At 72.7% G+C, this 14,171-nt stretch carries 15 protein-coding genes; 9 read left to right on the forward strand and 6 right to left on the reverse strand.

What is annotated here, in order from left to right; translation table 11 throughout:
* Positions 1-37 precede the first annotated feature (37 nt).
* From J2S46_RS05815 to J2S46_RS05840, 6 genes are all read left to right on the forward strand, one after another.
* Positions 38-1,306 carry an extracellular solute-binding protein gene (locus J2S46_RS05815; RefSeq protein WP_191292727.1) on the forward strand — a complete coding sequence of 423 codons (1,269 nt, stop codon included), beginning with the start codon at positions 38-40 and terminating at the stop codon, positions 1,304-1,306.
* Between the two features lie 122 nt (positions 1,307-1,428).
* Positions 1,429-2,367: a carbohydrate ABC transporter permease gene (locus tag J2S46_RS05820; RefSeq protein ID WP_191292728.1), complete on the forward strand. Its 939-nt coding sequence runs from the start codon at positions 1,429-1,431 to the stop codon at positions 2,365-2,367.
* A complete protein-coding gene (locus J2S46_RS05825; protein WP_191292729.1) occupies positions 2,364-3,266 on the forward strand; it encodes a carbohydrate ABC transporter permease in 903 nt (300 codons plus the stop codon). The genes J2S46_RS05820 and J2S46_RS05825 overlap by 4 nt, the downstream gene beginning before the upstream one ends.
* A 252-nt stretch (positions 3,267-3,518) precedes the next feature.
* Positions 3,519-4,496, forward strand: a complete 978-nt coding sequence (locus J2S46_RS05830; RefSeq protein WP_191292731.1) for an ROK family protein — start codon at positions 3,519-3,521, stop codon at positions 4,494-4,496.
* Between the two features lie 254 nt (positions 4,497-4,750).
* Positions 4,751-5,968: an aminotransferase class V-fold PLP-dependent enzyme gene (locus J2S46_RS05835; protein ID WP_191292732.1), complete on the forward strand. Its 1,218-nt coding sequence runs from the start codon at positions 4,751-4,753 to the stop codon at positions 5,966-5,968.
* 179 nt (positions 5,969-6,147) lie between these two features.
* Positions 6,148-6,705 carry a DUF6924 domain-containing protein gene (locus J2S46_RS05840; protein ID WP_307348937.1) on the forward strand — a complete coding sequence of 186 codons (558 nt, stop codon included), beginning with the start codon at positions 6,148-6,150 and terminating at the stop codon, positions 6,703-6,705.
* On the opposite strand, the gene J2S46_RS05845 is transcribed toward J2S46_RS05840, so the two are convergent.
* Positions 6,692-7,948, reverse strand: a complete 1,257-nt coding sequence (locus J2S46_RS05845) for an alpha/beta hydrolase family protein (protein WP_229913141.1) — start codon at positions 7,946-7,948, stop codon at positions 6,692-6,694. The genes J2S46_RS05840 and J2S46_RS05845 overlap by 14 nt on opposite strands.
* A 310-nt stretch (positions 7,949-8,258) precedes the next feature.
* Between J2S46_RS05845 and J2S46_RS05850 the strand changes: the two genes are divergently transcribed.
* Positions 8,259-8,750, forward strand: coding sequence for a pyridoxamine 5'-phosphate oxidase family protein (locus J2S46_RS05850; RefSeq protein ID WP_191292761.1), 492 nt, complete (start codon positions 8,259-8,261; stop codon positions 8,748-8,750).
* 135 nt (positions 8,751-8,885) lie between these two features.
* Here the strand turns inward: J2S46_RS05850 and J2S46_RS05855 are convergent, their stop codons facing one another.
* The 3 genes from J2S46_RS05855 to soxR form a co-directional block, all read right to left on the reverse strand.
* Positions 8,886-9,869, reverse strand: coding sequence for an aldo/keto reductase (locus tag J2S46_RS05855; RefSeq protein WP_191292735.1), 984 nt, complete (start codon positions 9,867-9,869; stop codon positions 8,886-8,888).
* Positions 9,866-10,246: a MerR family transcriptional regulator gene (locus J2S46_RS05860; RefSeq protein WP_191292736.1), complete on the reverse strand. Its 381-nt coding sequence runs from the start codon at positions 10,244-10,246 to the stop codon at positions 9,866-9,868. The genes J2S46_RS05855 and J2S46_RS05860 overlap by 4 nt, the downstream gene beginning before the upstream one ends.
* Before the next feature lie 198 nt (positions 10,247-10,444).
* Positions 10,445-10,909, reverse strand: a complete 465-nt coding sequence (soxR, locus tag J2S46_RS05865; protein WP_191292737.1) for a redox-sensitive transcriptional activator SoxR — start codon at positions 10,907-10,909, stop codon at positions 10,445-10,447.
* A 96-nt stretch (positions 10,910-11,005) separates the two neighbouring features.
* Here soxR and fdxA point away from each other — a divergent pair, with 96 nt between their 5' ends.
* The gene (gene fdxA, locus J2S46_RS05870) at positions 11,006-11,329 is read left to right on the forward strand and encodes a ferredoxin (RefSeq protein WP_191292738.1); all 324 of its coding nucleotides are present in this window, start codon (positions 11,006-11,008) and stop codon (positions 11,327-11,329) included.
* 64 nt (positions 11,330-11,393) lie between these two features.
* Here fdxA and J2S46_RS05875 read toward each other — a convergent pair whose 3' ends face one another.
* Positions 11,394-12,359, reverse strand: a complete 966-nt coding sequence (locus J2S46_RS05875; RefSeq protein WP_191292739.1) for an alpha/beta hydrolase — start codon at positions 12,357-12,359, stop codon at positions 11,394-11,396.
* Between the two features lie 73 nt (positions 12,360-12,432).
* Positions 12,433-13,407, reverse strand: coding sequence for a helix-turn-helix domain-containing protein (locus tag J2S46_RS05880; RefSeq protein WP_191292740.1), 975 nt, complete (start codon positions 13,405-13,407; stop codon positions 12,433-12,435).
* Positions 13,408-13,478: 71 nt separating this feature from the next.
* Here J2S46_RS05880 and J2S46_RS05885 point away from each other — a divergent pair, with 71 nt between their 5' ends.
* The gene (locus J2S46_RS05885) at positions 13,479-14,126 is read left to right on the forward strand and encodes a DJ-1/PfpI family protein (protein WP_191292741.1); all 648 of its coding nucleotides are present in this window, start codon (positions 13,479-13,481) and stop codon (positions 14,124-14,126) included.
* Positions 14,127-14,171 lie beyond the last annotated feature (45 nt).

The raw sequence follows: 14,171 nt of genomic DNA on the forward strand, positions 1-14,171 counted from the left end.
CGGCGCCCGGCACCCCGGGGCCGAGGAGGTCATCCCCATGAAGAACCGCGTCCTCACCCTCGTCTCGGCCGGTACGATCGGCGCCCTCGCGCTCACCGCCTGCGGCAGCGACGGCGGCGGCACGTCCGCGGACGGCACCGTCACCCTCAAGCTCGTCGCGGCCGACTACGGCGACAAAGCGAGCAACAGCTCCAAGGCCTACTGGGACGACGTCGCCCAGCGGTTCCAGGCCGCCAACCCGAAGATCAAGATCGATGTCCAGGTGGTCAACTGGAACGACATCGACAAGCAGGTCAAGACGATGATCCAGAGCGGCAACCAGCCGGACATCCTGCAGACCGGCGGCTACGCCGACAAGGTCGCCGACAACCTGCTCTACAAGGTCGACGACGTGCTCTCGGTCGCCACCCAGGCCAACCTCATCTCCACCTTCGCCACGGCCGGCCAGGTCGGCGGCGTCCAGTACGGCATCCCCTTCGTCTCCTCCGCCCGGGCCTTCTTCTACAACAAGGCCCTCTTCGCGCAGGCCGGCATCACGGACGCCCCCAGGAGCTGGGACGACGTCAAGAAGGACGCCGAGCTGCTGAAGGCCAAGGCCCCCGGCACGACCCCCTACGCCCTGCCGCTCGGCCCCGAGGAGGCCCAGGGCGAGAGCGCGATGTGGGAGCTGGGCAACGCCGGCGGCATCACCGACACCTCCGGCGGCTACCAGCTCGACAGCCCGGCCAACGTCGAGACCTTCCAGTGGCTCAAGGCGAACCTCGTCGACCCCGGCCTCACCTACGCCAACCCGGCCAGCACCGACCGCAAGACCGCGTTCGCCGACTTCGCCGCCGGCAAGGCCGCGATGCTCAACGGCCACCCCTCGCTGATCCAGATGGCCAAGGACGGCAAGGTCGACTACGGCGTCACCGCCATCCCGGGCAAGGACGGCGCGCTCAAGTCCACCCTCGGCGTGGCCGACTGGACCATGGCCTTCAAGAAGAACGGCCACAAGGAGCAGATCAAGCAGTTCCTCGACTTCGCGTACACCAAGGAGAACACGCTGAAGTTCGACGAGCTCTACAACCTGATGCCGGTCACCCAGGACACCCTGAAGGAGATGACCACCAGCGGGAAGCACAAGGACCTCGAGCCGTTCTTCGCGTTGCTCCCGCAGGCCTCCTTCTACCCGCTCGGCAAGACCAGTTGGGACAGCGTCTCCGCCGAGATCAAGAAGAGCATCGGCACCGCCGTGAAGGACGACCCGGCCAAGGTGCTCGGCGACCTGCAGAACAAGGCCAAGGCCGCGGCCGCCGACAAGTAGCCGCCCGGCCGGCCCCCCTGACCGCGGGGCGGCGGAGCGCCCTGACCACTCCCCGCCGCCCCGCACCAGCTCCATCCCGCTCGTGCGGCACCACCGCCGTACACGTACGGAAGGCACCACCGGTGTCCCTCACCCTCTCCCGTTCCAAGGCCGAGCGGCCGGACCGGAGCCCGAAGACCGTGCGCCGCCCGGGCTTCGAACGGCTCGGTCCGCTGCCCTGGATAGGCCCGGCCGTCCTGCTGATCCTCGCCGTCGTGGTGTGGCCGGTCTACGAGATGATCCACACCTCGTTCCAGCGGATCAGCCCCAGCGGCTTCGTCCGCGGCCCGGCCGGCCTGGACAAGTACCGCAAGCTCTTCGGCGAGGCCGATCTCGGCCACGTCCTCACCGTCACGGTGATCTGGACCGTCGTCGTGGTCGGTGTCACGATGATCGCCTCACTGGCCCTGGCCCAGTTGTTCAACCAGGAGTTCCCCGGGCGGCGCCTCACCCGCTGGGCCCTGATCGCCCCCTGGGCAGCGTCCGTGCTGATGACCGCCATCGGCTTCAAGTGGATGCTCAACCAGACCGCCGGCGTCCTCAACACCGCCATGGTCGACCTCGGGATCGTCGACAGCCCCCGCGACTGGCTGGGCGATCCGTCCACCGCCTGGCCGTGGATGATGTTCGTCGCGATCTTCGTCTCGCTGCCGTTCACCACCTACACCCTGCTGGCCGGCCTGCAGACCGTGCCCGCCGAGCTCTACGAGGCCGCCGAGGTCGACGGCGCGGGGACCTGGCGCACCTACCGCCTGATCACCCTGCCGCTGCTGCGCCCCGCCTTCCTGGTCGGCGTGGTGATCAACCTGATCAACGTCTTCAACTCCTTCCCCGTCATCTGGGGCATGACCCGCGGCGGCCCGAGCAGCGACACCGCCACCACCACGGTCTTCATGTACCAGCTGAAGGACACCGACATCGGCGAGAGCGCGGCCATGTCGGTGGTCAACTTCGCGCTGGTCGTCATCATGGTGCTGCTCTTCCTCAAGGTCAGCCGCTGGAACGAGGAGGACAACCGATGAGCCCGCAGACCCTCGACCGGCCCCGCACCGGGCAGAGCCGCCAACGCACCGCGGAACGGACCGTCACCCCCCGGCCCCGCCGCCGGCTGCGTCCGCGCACCCTGGTCATCGCCTCGGTGGCCTGGCTGCTGGCCGCCGTCTTCCTGCTGCCGTACACCCAGATGGTGGTCACGGCCCTGCGCCCGGCGGACGAGCTGCGCGACGCCACCTACCTGCCCGAGCACTTCGCCTGGTCCAACTTCGTGGACGTCTGGCGCGAGTCCACCCTGGGCGGCAACCTGCGGGTCACCCTCTTGGTCGCCGCCGGGTCGACGCTGCTGGTCCTGCTGGTCGCCCTGCCGGCCGCCTACTACACGGCCCGGATCAGCTTCCGCGGGCGCAAGCTCTTCCTGCTGCTCGTCCTGGTCACCCAGATGTTCCAGCCCACCTCCCTGCTGGTCGGCCTGTACCGCGAGTTCTACCAGCTGAACATGCTGAACTCGGTCTGGACGCTGATGATCTGCAACGCCGCTTTCAACCTGGCGTTCGCGATCTGGATCCTCACGGCCTACATCTCCTCCATCCCGGTCGCGCTGGAGGAGGCGGCGATGATCGACGGGCTGAGCCGGTTCCAGGCGCTGATCCGCGTCACCCTGCCGCTCGCCCTGCCCGGCGTGGTCACCGCCGTGATCTTCACCTTCATCGCGGCGTGGAACGAGTTCGTGATGGGCCTGACCCTGTCGACCGTCCCGGAGAGCCAGCCGCTCACCGTCGGCATCAACGGCTTCATCGGCAACTACACCGTCCAGTGGAACTACCTGTTCGCCGGGTCCGTCGTCGCGATCGTCCCGGTGGTGGTGCTGTTCGCCTTCATCGAGCGCCAGGTCGTCTCCGGACTGACCGCCGGATCGGTCAAGTAGCCCGGCGGCCAGCTGCCACCGGCCACGTCCGGGCGGCTGCCGGCCGGGGACCGAACGGTCCCGGAGCCGGCAGTCGCCGTCACCCACCGACCAGGAAGCCGCCCATGTCCGACACACCACAGGTCCTGACGACCGTCGAACACGCCTGCCGGCCGGCCCCGGCCGCACCCCCGGCCGACGCATGGCCGACCCCGCCCGGGCAGCCGGCCCGCGCGCACCGGCTCCGCCGCTCCACCGCTCTGGAGGGACTGGATGGCTGACGGCCCGCTGCTCGGCGAGTGCGTGATCGCCCTGGACGTCGGCGGCACCGGCATGAAGGGAGCCCTGATCGACCGCGGGTCGGTCCTGCTGTTCACCGAGCGGCGCCCCACCCCCCGCGCGCACGGACCGGAAGCCGTCGTCGACGCCGTCGTGGCGGCCCTGCGCTCCCTCGCCCGCGAGGCGGCGCAGCGCGGCCTCGCCGTCCGCCGCGCCGGTGTGGTCGTCCCGGGCATCGTCGACGCCGAGCGGTCCCTCGCCGTCTACTCGGCCAACATCGGCTGGCGCGACCTGCCCCTCGCCGCGGTCCTCGAGGAGCGCACCGGCCTGCCGATCACGCTCGGCCACGACGTACGGGCGGGGGCGCTCGCCGAAGTCCGGCTGGGCGCCGCCCGCGGCGCCCAGGACGCGCTCTTCGTGGCGATCGGTACCGGCATCTCGGCCGCCCTGGTCAACGACGGCCGGCTGCTGGCGGCCGGCGGCTACGCGGGCGAGCTGGGCCACCTCGTCGTCGAGCCCGACGGCCGGCTCTGCCCCTGCGGCAGCGCGGGCTGTCTGGAGACGGTGGCGTCCGCGGCAGGGATCGCCATGGCCTACACCGCGCTGTCGGGGCGGCCTGTTTCCGGCGCCGCCGAGGTCGCCGCGCGGCTGACCGAGGGCGACGAGGAGGCCCGGGCCGTCTGGGCGCGCGCCGTCGAGGGTCTCGCCACCGCGCTGACCGCCGCCGTCACGCTGCTCGCCCCCGAGGTCGTCGTCCTCGGCGGGGGGCTCGCGGAGTCCGGTGACCTGCTGCTCGGCCCGCTGCGGGCCCGGCTCGCCGAGAAGCTGACCTTCCACCGGCGACCCCACCTGGTCGCGGCCGCGTTGGGCGACCGCGCGGGCTGCCTCGGGGCCGGACTGCACGCCTGGGACGCGGCGGACGTGATGAGAGCCGTCCCCGGCGTCCCCGCCGAACGCACCTCCCACGGGTGACCCGGTACCGGCCCCGCCCGGCACCACCGGAGCACGGAAGCCGCCGGGCGCCGGCCCGCGCCCGGCGGTCGCCGCCCAGGTGCCGCCGTCCGGCGCCGAAGCCCACCCCGCGACGGGCCTGCCGGTCCGCGTGGCCGCCCGGGCGGGGAGGCCGCCGTAGGCGCGGCACCCGCCGGACGGCAGGATGGATCCCGGTCCCGGGAGACCCCCGACAACCGCCCGCCGGTGACCGACGACCTCCGAACGGAGACGAGATGACGTCCGCCCCGCTCCCCCTGCTGATGCCGGACGGCCGGCCGGCCGCCGACGCCTGGACCTTGGACCCGGCCCTGCGGCACCTGAACCACGGGTCCTTCGGCGCCGTCCCGCGGGCGGCGCAGCAGGAGCAGCAGCGGCTGCGGGCCGAGATGGACCGGGCGCCGGTCGTCTGGTTCCCCGCCCTGCCGCGGCGGGTCGCGGCCGCCCGGGCGGAGATCGCCGAGTTCCTGCGGGTCGGGGTGCGCGACCTCGCGCTCGTGCCCAACGCCAGCGGCGGTGCCAGTGTCGTCTACGGCAGCCTCCCGTCCCGGCCCGGTGGTGAGGTGCTGGTCACCGACCACGGCTACGGCGCCGTCACCATGGGCGCCCAGCGGCTGGCCCGCCGCTGGGGAGGCAGCGTCCGGACCGCGCGGGTGCCCCTCCACGCCACCGCCGAGCAGGCCGCCGCGGCGGTGCTGGACGCCGTCACCGACCGGACGGCGCTGATCGTCCTCGACCACATCACCTCGGCGACCGCCCGCTGGATGCCCGTCGCCCAGGTCGGCGCGGCGGCCCGGGCGGCGGGCATCCCGCTGCTGATCGACGGGGCGCACGTGCCGGGGCTGGCCGAGGACCCGCTGGCCGGGCTGGAGTTCGACGCCTGGGTCGGCAACCTGCACAAGTTCGGCTGCGCCCCGCGGGGCGCCTCGGCGCTCGTGGTCCGCAGCGAACTCCGAGAGCAGCTCCATCCGTTGATCGACTCCTGGGGGGCCGAGGAGCCCTTCCCCGAGCGGTTCGACACCCAGGGCACCATCGACGCCACCAGCTACCTGGCGGCGCCCGCCGCCTTGGGCTTCGTCGAGCGGACCTGGGGCTGGAAGGCGGCCCGCGGATACCTGCACGAGCTGGCCGACTACGCCGAGCGGATCATCGGCGAGGCCTTCGCCGGGCTGACCGGCGAGAGCGCCGCCGTCGATGTCGGCATGCCGGTGAACGCCCTGCGGCTGGTCCGGCTCCCCGACGGCCTGGCGGCCACCCGCGCCGACGCCGACGCCCTGCGCGACCAGGTCGCGCACGAGCTGGGAATCGAGGCGGCGTTCACCAGTTTCGACGGTGTCGGCTACTTCCGGATCTCGACCCACGTCTACAACACGGCCGCCGACTTCGAGGACTTCGCCGAACGCTGCGTGCCGGTGCTCGGCGCATGGGCGCACGACGCCGTCCGGCAGCGTTGACGCCGGCCGGGCATCGCCCGGCAGGCGCTCGGCCCGGATCCGCAGGGTGTCCCGGATCCCGCCCCGACGGGCCCGGGCCGGCCCGTCGGGGTTCGGCCTCCCGGTCGGGCTCGGCCCGGTTGTCGGCGTGAGGTGCCATCCTGACGGGGCGTGCCCACCCGAGGAGAACGGAGCCGAACGTGCTGCCCGCCGTTGTCGGTCGCCACGACGCCGCGCTGGTCATCAGAACCGACTTCGCCGATGCCGCGGCTTGGCCGGCCGTACGCGCGGAGCTGTCCGGACCATGGTGCGACGGCGACCTTGACCCCCAGATCCACGTGGTCGACGATCCGGCCTGGGACGGCGCCGCCGCCGACGACGTGATCGCTGCCGTCCGTGCGGACGAGGAACTGACCGTCGTCTTCCTCGCCGATTCCACGACCATGCGCGACCACGGCCACCCGCTGCTGGCCGTGGCCGTTCCGACCAGGAACGACTGCGCGAGCGACGAGGAGTTCGAGGCGGCCGGCGGGACGGTCCGGACGGTTCCCGCCGGCATCGAGGCCATCCACGCCAACCTGTCGATCGCCAACCTGGACTTCGCGGACGTCGTCGACGCCGCTCGGACGGATCCCGCCGGCGTCTTCCGGTCCTTCTGGCTCTCCGATCGCTCCGCGTACTCCGGTGCGGGGCCGGGGCCGGCCGGTGCCACGTCGAGGGGCCCACGCGGTGCCGGCCGTCGCGTCAGGCGTGGGTGAAGAGGTCGTGGACCCAGTCCGTGAGGTCCGCGGCGTCGTGGTCGATGGTGGCGAAGTGCACGCCCAAGGTCTTCTGCGGCTCGGACTGCGGCACCTCCACGACGTCCTTGGCGATGCGCTCGTACTCGACCTCGATGCCGTGCTTCTTGTTGGTGCTGTTGAGCTCGTCCACCAGCACGTCGGTGCCCTTGAGCGGGAACGGCAGCGCGGCCCTGACCCGTAGGTCGTCGGCGGCCTGGGTGATGCGTACCGGGACGGTGATCTCCACGTCCGGGTTCATGGCGCCGAGTTGGCGGTCGAAGTTGACCTGGTGCGGGTTGGGGTTCTGCGGGTAGCCGCCCCTGAACTGGTCGCTGCCCTTGATGCCGCCCCAGGACTCGGGCCCGCTCAGCTCCGCCCGGGACAGGTGCCGGGCCTGCGGCCACAGCGCCAGTGCCTCGTCGGTGAGGACCTGGGCGGGGTCGATCGTCGGGTCGCCGCCGAGGGCGCCGGCCAGGAACAACGGGGTGAACGCGAACCCCTCGCCCTCCTTCCCGTCGGTGGCGCCGAGCCGTACCAGGCCGAGGGGGTGGTTGGACGGGGCGATCGCGGCCACCCCCACCAGGCCGTTCCCGACGCGCTCGGGGGCGTGGTGGGCGGCGAACAGCGCGGCCTGGCCGCCCTGCGAGTGCCCGACGATCGCGTACGCGTCGCCGATCGCGCCCCGGAACAGGCGCCGGGCCGCCAGGACGATGTCCAGTACCCCGTTCGCCTCCGAGGCGCCGAGGAGGTAGGGGTGGAGGTGCTCCTCCGTACCCGTCCCGAGGGCCTCGTAGTCCGTCATCGCCACCGCCCAGCCGCGGCGCAGGAAGCCGTTCAGCAAGCCGTGCGGCGAGGCGTTCATCGGCGAGGCCCCGGTGTCGCCCCGGTCCCTGGACGGCGCGACGGAGTTGGCGATGCCCACCGTGCCGTGGGCCCAGGTGACGAGCGGGTAGCCGCTGCCGTCCGCGGGCAGGGGGTGCTCGTCGCGGTCCGGCAGCACGATGATCCCGGACGTCGCCACCGCCTCGCCGCGCACGTCCTGCGAGCGGTGGAGGACCAGCCAGTTCTCACCCGCCTCCAGCGCGGCCGCGGGGTTGTCCAGGCGCCGCGCGTGGATCGGATCGCCCGGGACGCCGTCGGGCAGCGGGGACGGCGGGAGGTAGAACGCGTCCCCCTCGGGACCGTTCTCCTCAGGGTCGATGACCGGCGTGGCGTCGCTCACGGGCTTCCTTCCGTAGGGCCGGCTGCACGTCTCCGGCGCCCTCGGCCCGCACCGGCCAGGTGCCGGCGGCCCCGGGCGCCCGGCAGCGTTGCGGGAGCTACCCACGATCGGCGGCGCCCACCCGCCCCATGCCTTCCGCTCACTCGAACGAGTGAGGCGGCCGCGAAGTGACCAGGTCATGGGACACCGGTTCCCGGGAGGCACGACAGGAGAACCGGCGTGGCCCCCGACTTGCAAGACTGGGGCGCGCGACCATGACGGAACAGGCGCGGTCACATCCACCGCTCCACCGGCACAGATGGGGACTACCGTGGACCACTCGAAGATCGTGCACCTGGTGAACACCGACCCGGTGATCCGAACCCTCCTGGAGGCGCCGATCCCGATGCGGCTCGGGTACGTCGGACTGGACGGGCACCCGCGCACCGTCCCGGTCGCCTACCTGTGGAACGGCCAGGCCTTCGTCTTCGCCACCCCGACGAGCGCCTACAAGGTCAGGGCGATCACGGCGCACCCCCAGGTGTCCTTCACCGTCGACACCACCGACTTCACCCCGCTGATCATGATGGTCCGGGGCACGGCCTCGGTCGAGATCCGGCAGGGAGTCCCCCAGGAGCACATCGACGCCTCCCGCCGCAGCGTGGGGGAGGCCGGGATGGAGGAGTGGGAGCGCGTCAAGCGCGCGAACACCACCGAGATGGCGCTGATCTCCATCGATCCGACCCATGTCACCGTCTGCGACTTCGCCACCCGCTTCCCCCCGCCGGCCGCCGTCAACTCCCGTACTCACGGCGCGGGGTAGGACGCTCGCGGCCACCCCCGCGGGTCCGGGGGAGGCCGGCCCGGCCCCCCTCAGGCGGGATCCGGGCCGGCAGCCCCCGAGCCGGTTCCTCATCCGCCCGGGCGGGGGGCCGGAACCCGGTTCCTCATCCGCCCGCTAGCGCAACAGAGCCTCCACCTCGGCGAACTCGGCCGCGGGCAGCGGACCGTGGGCGAGGGTGCCGAGGTTCTCCTCGACCTGGGCGACGGTGCGGCAGCCGGGGATGGGGACGACGGTGTCGGTTCGGGCCAGCAGCCAGGCCAGGGCGCCCTGCGCGAGGGTGCGGCCGTTGCCGGTCAGCACCTCGCGGACGGCGTCGATGCGGGACAGCCACTGCGGATCGCCCCCGCCGTCCTGGCCGAAGTAGGGGATCCACCGGTGCCCCTGGGCGCGGACGTCGTCGGAGGCCACCCGGCGGCCGCCGTGGTACTTGCCGGAGAGCAGGCCCATGGCCAGCGGGCCGCGCGCGACGGAGGCCAGGCCCGACGCCTCCACCACCGCCACCATCTCCGGCGCCGGGTTGAGCACCGAGCAGTCGTGCTGGATCGCCGCGCAGCCCGGGGCCGCCTCGGCGAAACCGGCGGCCTTGGCGGCGTCGTCGGTGGACCAGGCGTAGGCGCGGATCTTGCCTGCCGTCACCAACTCCTCAAGGGTGTCGACCAGGTCGAGGGCGGTGGACAACGGGGCATCGGCGATGTGGAACTGGTAGAGGTCGAGGTAGTCGGTGCCGAGGCGGCGCAGGCTGCCCTCGACAGCGGTGCGCAGGTAGGCCGGGGTGGCGTCCTGGCCGGTGGCCTCGCCGGTGGTCTCGTCGAAGGTGTTGCCCCACTTGGTGGCGATCACCACCTGGTCGCGGCGGCCGGCGAAGGCCCGGCCGAGGACCTTCTCGCTGTGTCCCGCCCCGTAGTTGGAGGCCGTGTCGAAGAAGGTCGCGCCCAGCTCGAAGGCGCGGCGGAGCGCCGCGGTCGACTCCTCGTCGTCCACCGCACCCCAGCCGAACTGCTCCGCGCCGGCGTGCAAGGGGCCGCCGATGGCCCAGCAGCCCACGCCTATCGCGCCGACCTCGATGCCGGTCCTTCCCAGGGTGCGGTTCATGGTCATTCTCCCGGTCCGATCTGGATCTGCGCCTGGTACCAGGCGATCTTCTCCGCCAAGTGCTGCTGCTGGCGCCGAAGTTCGGCGATGGTCCGCTCCACGCGGGCGGCGTGCTCGGTGAGCAGCTCCAGCCGCTGCGCGAGCGTGGCGTCGCCCTCGCGGGCGGAGTCGGCGTAGCGCTGCATCTCGGCGATGGGCATGCCGGTGTCCCGCAGGCAGCGCAGCACACCCAGCCAATCGAGGTGGTTCTCGTTGAACTGCCGCCTGCCGCCCACGGTTCGGTCGATCCGGTCGAGCAGGCCGATGCGCTCGTAGTAGCGCAGGGTGTCGATGCTGAAGCCGGACCGTTCCACGACCTCAGCGGGGGAGAGTGTGTCCGCCATGCGACTACCGTCGCAGCTGGAGTGCGCTCCAGGTCAAGCCCGGACCGGGAAGCGGCGCCCGGTCGGATCGCGGCGCCCGGTATGGTCGCGGCGCCCCGCCGGAAAGCGGTGCCCCGCCTGGTCGCGGCGGCCGTTCGCAATCGGAGGTGGGCGAGGTGGCGGGGTGCACCGGATCGCCGCGCTCCGGTGCACCCGCCCTCACAGCCGCCGGGGCCCGGCGCCGTCCTCGGCGAGCGCGTCGCCGGGGTTCAGCAACGCGCATGCCTTCATCGAGAGACATCCGCAGCCGATGCAGCCGGTGAGTTCGGCCTCAAGGCGCTCGATGGTCTGCCGGCGCTCCTCCAGCCGGTGCTTCCAGCCGCGCGAGGCGCGTTGCCACTCCTGGTGGCTCGGCGGACGGTCGAGCGGCACATCGGCGAACGCCTCCCGGAGGTCCTGCAAGGGGATGCCGATCCGTTTGGCCACCGAGACCAGCGCGACACGGCGCAGCATGTGCCGAGGGTAACGGCGCTGGTTTCGCTCGTCGCGCTCGGACGCTATCAGGCCGAGCTCCTCGTAGAACCGCAGCGCGGAGACCGCTGCCCCGGTCCGCGCGCTCACCTCGCCGATGCTCAGCCAGTCGTCCGGGGTGGCCCGGGCGCCGCCCGGGTGATAGCTCGCCATGCGGGGCCTCCTTGTTGACCTCAAGCTTACTTGAGGCCCTACGGTCGGCTGCGTCGGAACGGCAAGCAGCAACGACCCGAAGAGGACGGTAGCCCGATGACCTTTGTGATCGCCCTGCCCTGCGTGGACGTCAAGGACAGGGCATGCATCGACGAATGCCCGCTCGACTGCATCTACGAGGGGGAGCGCATGGTGTACATCAACCCGGACGAATGCATCGACTGCGGCGCCTGCGAGCCGATCTGCCCCGTCGAGGCGATCTTCTTCGAGGACGACACCCCGGAGGAGTGGAAGCACTTCACCGCCGTGAACGCCGAGTTCTTCGCCGATCTCGGCGCTCCCGGCGGCAGCGCGAGGCTGGGCCCGATCGGCAAGGACCATCCGGTCGTGGCGGCGCTGCCGCCCCAGGGCGCCGGATGAGCCGGGGCCCCCGCTGGAGCCCTCGGGCCGAACAGGCTTCCTGAAAAGCGTTCTTGATTCGACGTCAGTCCGTCCGGCCAAGCAGTTCGGCGACATCCGCGAACGCCCTCTCCCCCGCCGCGGCGGCAGCGGGAGAGAGGGTGTCGAGGGTGAGGAATCCGTGGACCATGCCGGCCTCGCAACGGTGGCCGACCCGAACGTCCGCAGCCGCCAGCCGGGCGGCGTACGCGTCGCCCTCGTCCCGAAGCGGATCGTGCTCGGCGGTGATCACGACGGCGGGCGGGAGCCCGCCGAGATCGGCGGCGTGCAGCGGGCTGACCTCCGGGGCGGCGCGCCGGGACGGGTCCGGCACCCACTGCTCGGCCCCCCAGGCGACGTCGTCGGTCGTCAGACCCCACCCCGTGGCCTTCGTCCGGGTGCTGGGGCGGGAGAGGGTCAGGTCGGTGTTGGGGTACAGCAGGATCTGGGCGGCCGGCAGCGGTCCGCCTTCGTCGCGCAGCCGCAGGCAGACGAGCGCGGCGAGGTTCCCTCCTGCGCTGTCCCCCATGACCAAGGTCGGGCCGGCCTCCCCGGCGCCGCGCCCCCCGCCGGCGACGGCCCATCGGACGGCGTCCACGCAGTCGTCGACGGCGGCCGGCCACGGGTGCTCCGGAGCTCGGCGGTAGTCGACAGCCAGCACCGCCGCACCTGTCCCGAGCGCCAGTCTTCGGCATGCCCGGTCGTGCGACTCCAGATCGCCGATCGTCCACATCCCGCCGTGCAGGAAGACCACCAACGGCAGGGCCGCCGCCGAAGGCCGGTAGAGGCGGGCCCCGACGGCGGCCGGGCCGACCGTCAGATCCTCGACCCGGGCGACCTCGGGGCCCGGCGGCCGGGCTTCGGCGCGGAGTCTTTGAGCCCGCCTCAACTCCGCCGCGCCCACGGCACGAGCCGGCAGCCCCGGGTCCTGGCGAACAGCCCGGACGAAGGCGGCGAGTTCGGCATCGGCGAGCTGGGCATCGGCGAGCTGGGCGTCGTTCGGTTCGGCCATGCAGGCCAGGATGCCACTCCGGTCCCGAGCACCCCGGCCGGAAGCAGCAACCTCATCAGGAACCTTCACACTCCTACGGCGTCGGCGGTGCCGGGCGGCTCCGGAACTGGCGACGGTACGTCGAGGGGCTGACTCCCATCGCCTCCCGGAAGTGCCGGCGGAAACCCGCGACGGTCAGGCCCACCCGGCCGGCCACCGCTTCGATCGGCGTGTCCGCGGACTCCAGCAGGACGGCACCGGCCCGGATCCTCTGCTGCGTGACCCAGCGCCCCGGCGGCAGACCGGCCACGTCGGCGAATCGGCGTTCGAACTGGCGCACCGACAGGTGCGCGACCTCGGCCAGTTCGTCGACGGCGAGACGCCGGTGCAGGTTCTCCGACGCGTACCGGATGACCTTGCCGATCGGGTCGTCCGACGGCGGCCTGCCCACCGGGTGCTCCGCGAACTGGGCCTGGCCGCCCTCGCGGTGTGCGGCCACGACCATCCGGCGGGCCACGCGAGCGGCGACATCGGCGCCGTGGTCGGTGCGGACGAGGTGCAGGCAGACGTCGATACCGGCGGCGGTTCCGGCCGCGGTGACGACCGATCCGTGGTCGACGTAGAGCACCGACGCGTCGACCTTCACCGCCGGGTGGCGTTCCTGGAGCAGCCGGGCGTACCGCCAGTGCGTGGTCGCCTCCTTCCCGTCCAGCAGCCCCGCGGCGGCCAGGGCGAACGCGCCGCTGCAGATGGACACCACCCGCGCCCCTCGTCCGTGCGCGTCCCGCAGCGCGTCGAGGACCTTCGGCGAGATGTCGCGGCGCACGTCCGCGACCCCGGGAACGACAACGGTGTCGGCGTACCGGAGCCGGTCCAGACCGTGGTGCACCACGATGTCGAAGCCGCCCACGACGCGGTGCGGCCCGGGTGTCTCGGCGCACAGCTCGAACCCGTACCACCAGTCCACGTCCAGCTCCGGCCGGGGGACGGCGAAGACCTCCGCGACCGTGGAGAGCTCGAAGGGGGCCATCCCGTCGAAGGCCAGGCAGGCGATCCGGTGGCGACGCATGACGGGATCCTAGCGGTGCGCGTCGTTTCCGACACTCCCGGACGAGGGCCACGAGGCCCGAGCCTGAGGGCATGCACCCTGACCGCACCGCTCCCCGCGTCTTCGGCATGCTCGTCTTCGACGAGGTCGAGGTCCTCGACCTCGGTGGCCCCTTCGAGGTCTTCAGCACCGCCGGCCGGCTGGCCCGCACCACCGACGACCAGCCCCTGCTGCGCGTCCTCACGGTCGCGGCGACCCGCCGCCCGGTCCGCGCCCGCGGAGGACTCAGGATCGTGGCGGACCACACCCTGGACGAGGATCCGCCCTTCGACGTGCTGGTGATCCCCGGCGGCGTCACCACGGCGGTCGAGGCGGACGCGGACGTCGTCGCCTGGCTGGCCCGGCGCCGGCGGACCGCCGCCCTGACCTTCAGCATCTGCACCGGCGCCTTCCTGCTGGCCGCCACCGGAGCTCTGGACGGCCGCCCGGCCACGACGCACTGGGAGGACCAGGAGGAGCTGGCCCGGCGCCGTTCCGAGGTCCGGGTGCGCACCGACGTCCGCTGGGTCGACGACGGCGACATCGTCACCTCCGCCGGGATCAGCGCGGGCATCGACGCCGCGCTGCACATCGTCGGCCGGCTCTTCGGCGAAGAGCTCGCCCGCCGCACCGCCCGCCAGATGGAATACACCTGGGCTGGTGACCTCACCGCCGAGGCCGGCCCGACCGGTCGGCGGTGACCTGCGCGCAGGGGTCTTGCGGCGCTCCCCCGGGCGGCGGCGCGG

The sequence above is a fragment of the Kitasatospora herbaricolor genome, assembly GCF_030813695.1.
GTDB classification, from domain to species: domain Bacteria; phylum Actinomycetota; class Actinomycetes; order Streptomycetales; family Streptomycetaceae; genus Kitasatospora; species Kitasatospora herbaricolor.

Excerpts from the sequence above, each read along its gene's own strand:
- J2S46_RS05875 (WP_191292739.1), bottom strand. The coding sequence starts at position 12,359 with ATGGCCGAACCGAACGACGCCCAGCTCGCCGATGCCCAGCTCGCCGAT.
- J2S46_RS05855 (WP_191292735.1), bottom strand. The coding sequence starts at position 9,869 with ATGACCATGAACCGCACCCTGGGAAGGACCGGCATCGAGGTCGGCGCG.
- J2S46_RS05815 (WP_191292727.1), top strand. The coding sequence starts at position 38 with ATGAAGAACCGCGTCCTCACCCTCGTCTCGGCCGGTACGATCGGCGCC.
- J2S46_RS05880 (WP_191292740.1), bottom strand. The coding sequence starts at position 13,407 with ATGCGTCGCCACCGGATCGCCTGCCTGGCCTTCGACGGGATGGCCCCC.
- J2S46_RS05835 (WP_191292732.1), top strand. The coding sequence starts at position 4,751 with ATGACGTCCGCCCCGCTCCCCCTGCTGATGCCGGACGGCCGGCCGGCC.
- soxR (WP_191292737.1), bottom strand. The coding sequence starts at position 10,909 with ATGGCGAGCTATCACCCGGGCGGCGCCCGGGCCACCCCGGACGACTGG.
- J2S46_RS05830 (WP_191292731.1), top strand. The coding sequence starts at position 3,519 with ATGGCTGACGGCCCGCTGCTCGGCGAGTGCGTGATCGCCCTGGACGTC.
- J2S46_RS05860 (WP_191292736.1), bottom strand. The coding sequence starts at position 10,246 with ATGGCGGACACACTCTCCCCCGCTGAGGTCGTGGAACGGTCCGGCTTC.
- fdxA (WP_191292738.1), top strand. The coding sequence starts at position 11,006 with ATGACCTTTGTGATCGCCCTGCCCTGCGTGGACGTCAAGGACAGGGCA.
- J2S46_RS05885 (WP_191292741.1), top strand. The coding sequence starts at position 13,479 with ATGCACCCTGACCGCACCGCTCCCCGCGTCTTCGGCATGCTCGTCTTC.
- J2S46_RS05825 (WP_191292729.1), top strand. The coding sequence starts at position 2,364 with ATGAGCCCGCAGACCCTCGACCGGCCCCGCACCGGGCAGAGCCGCCAA.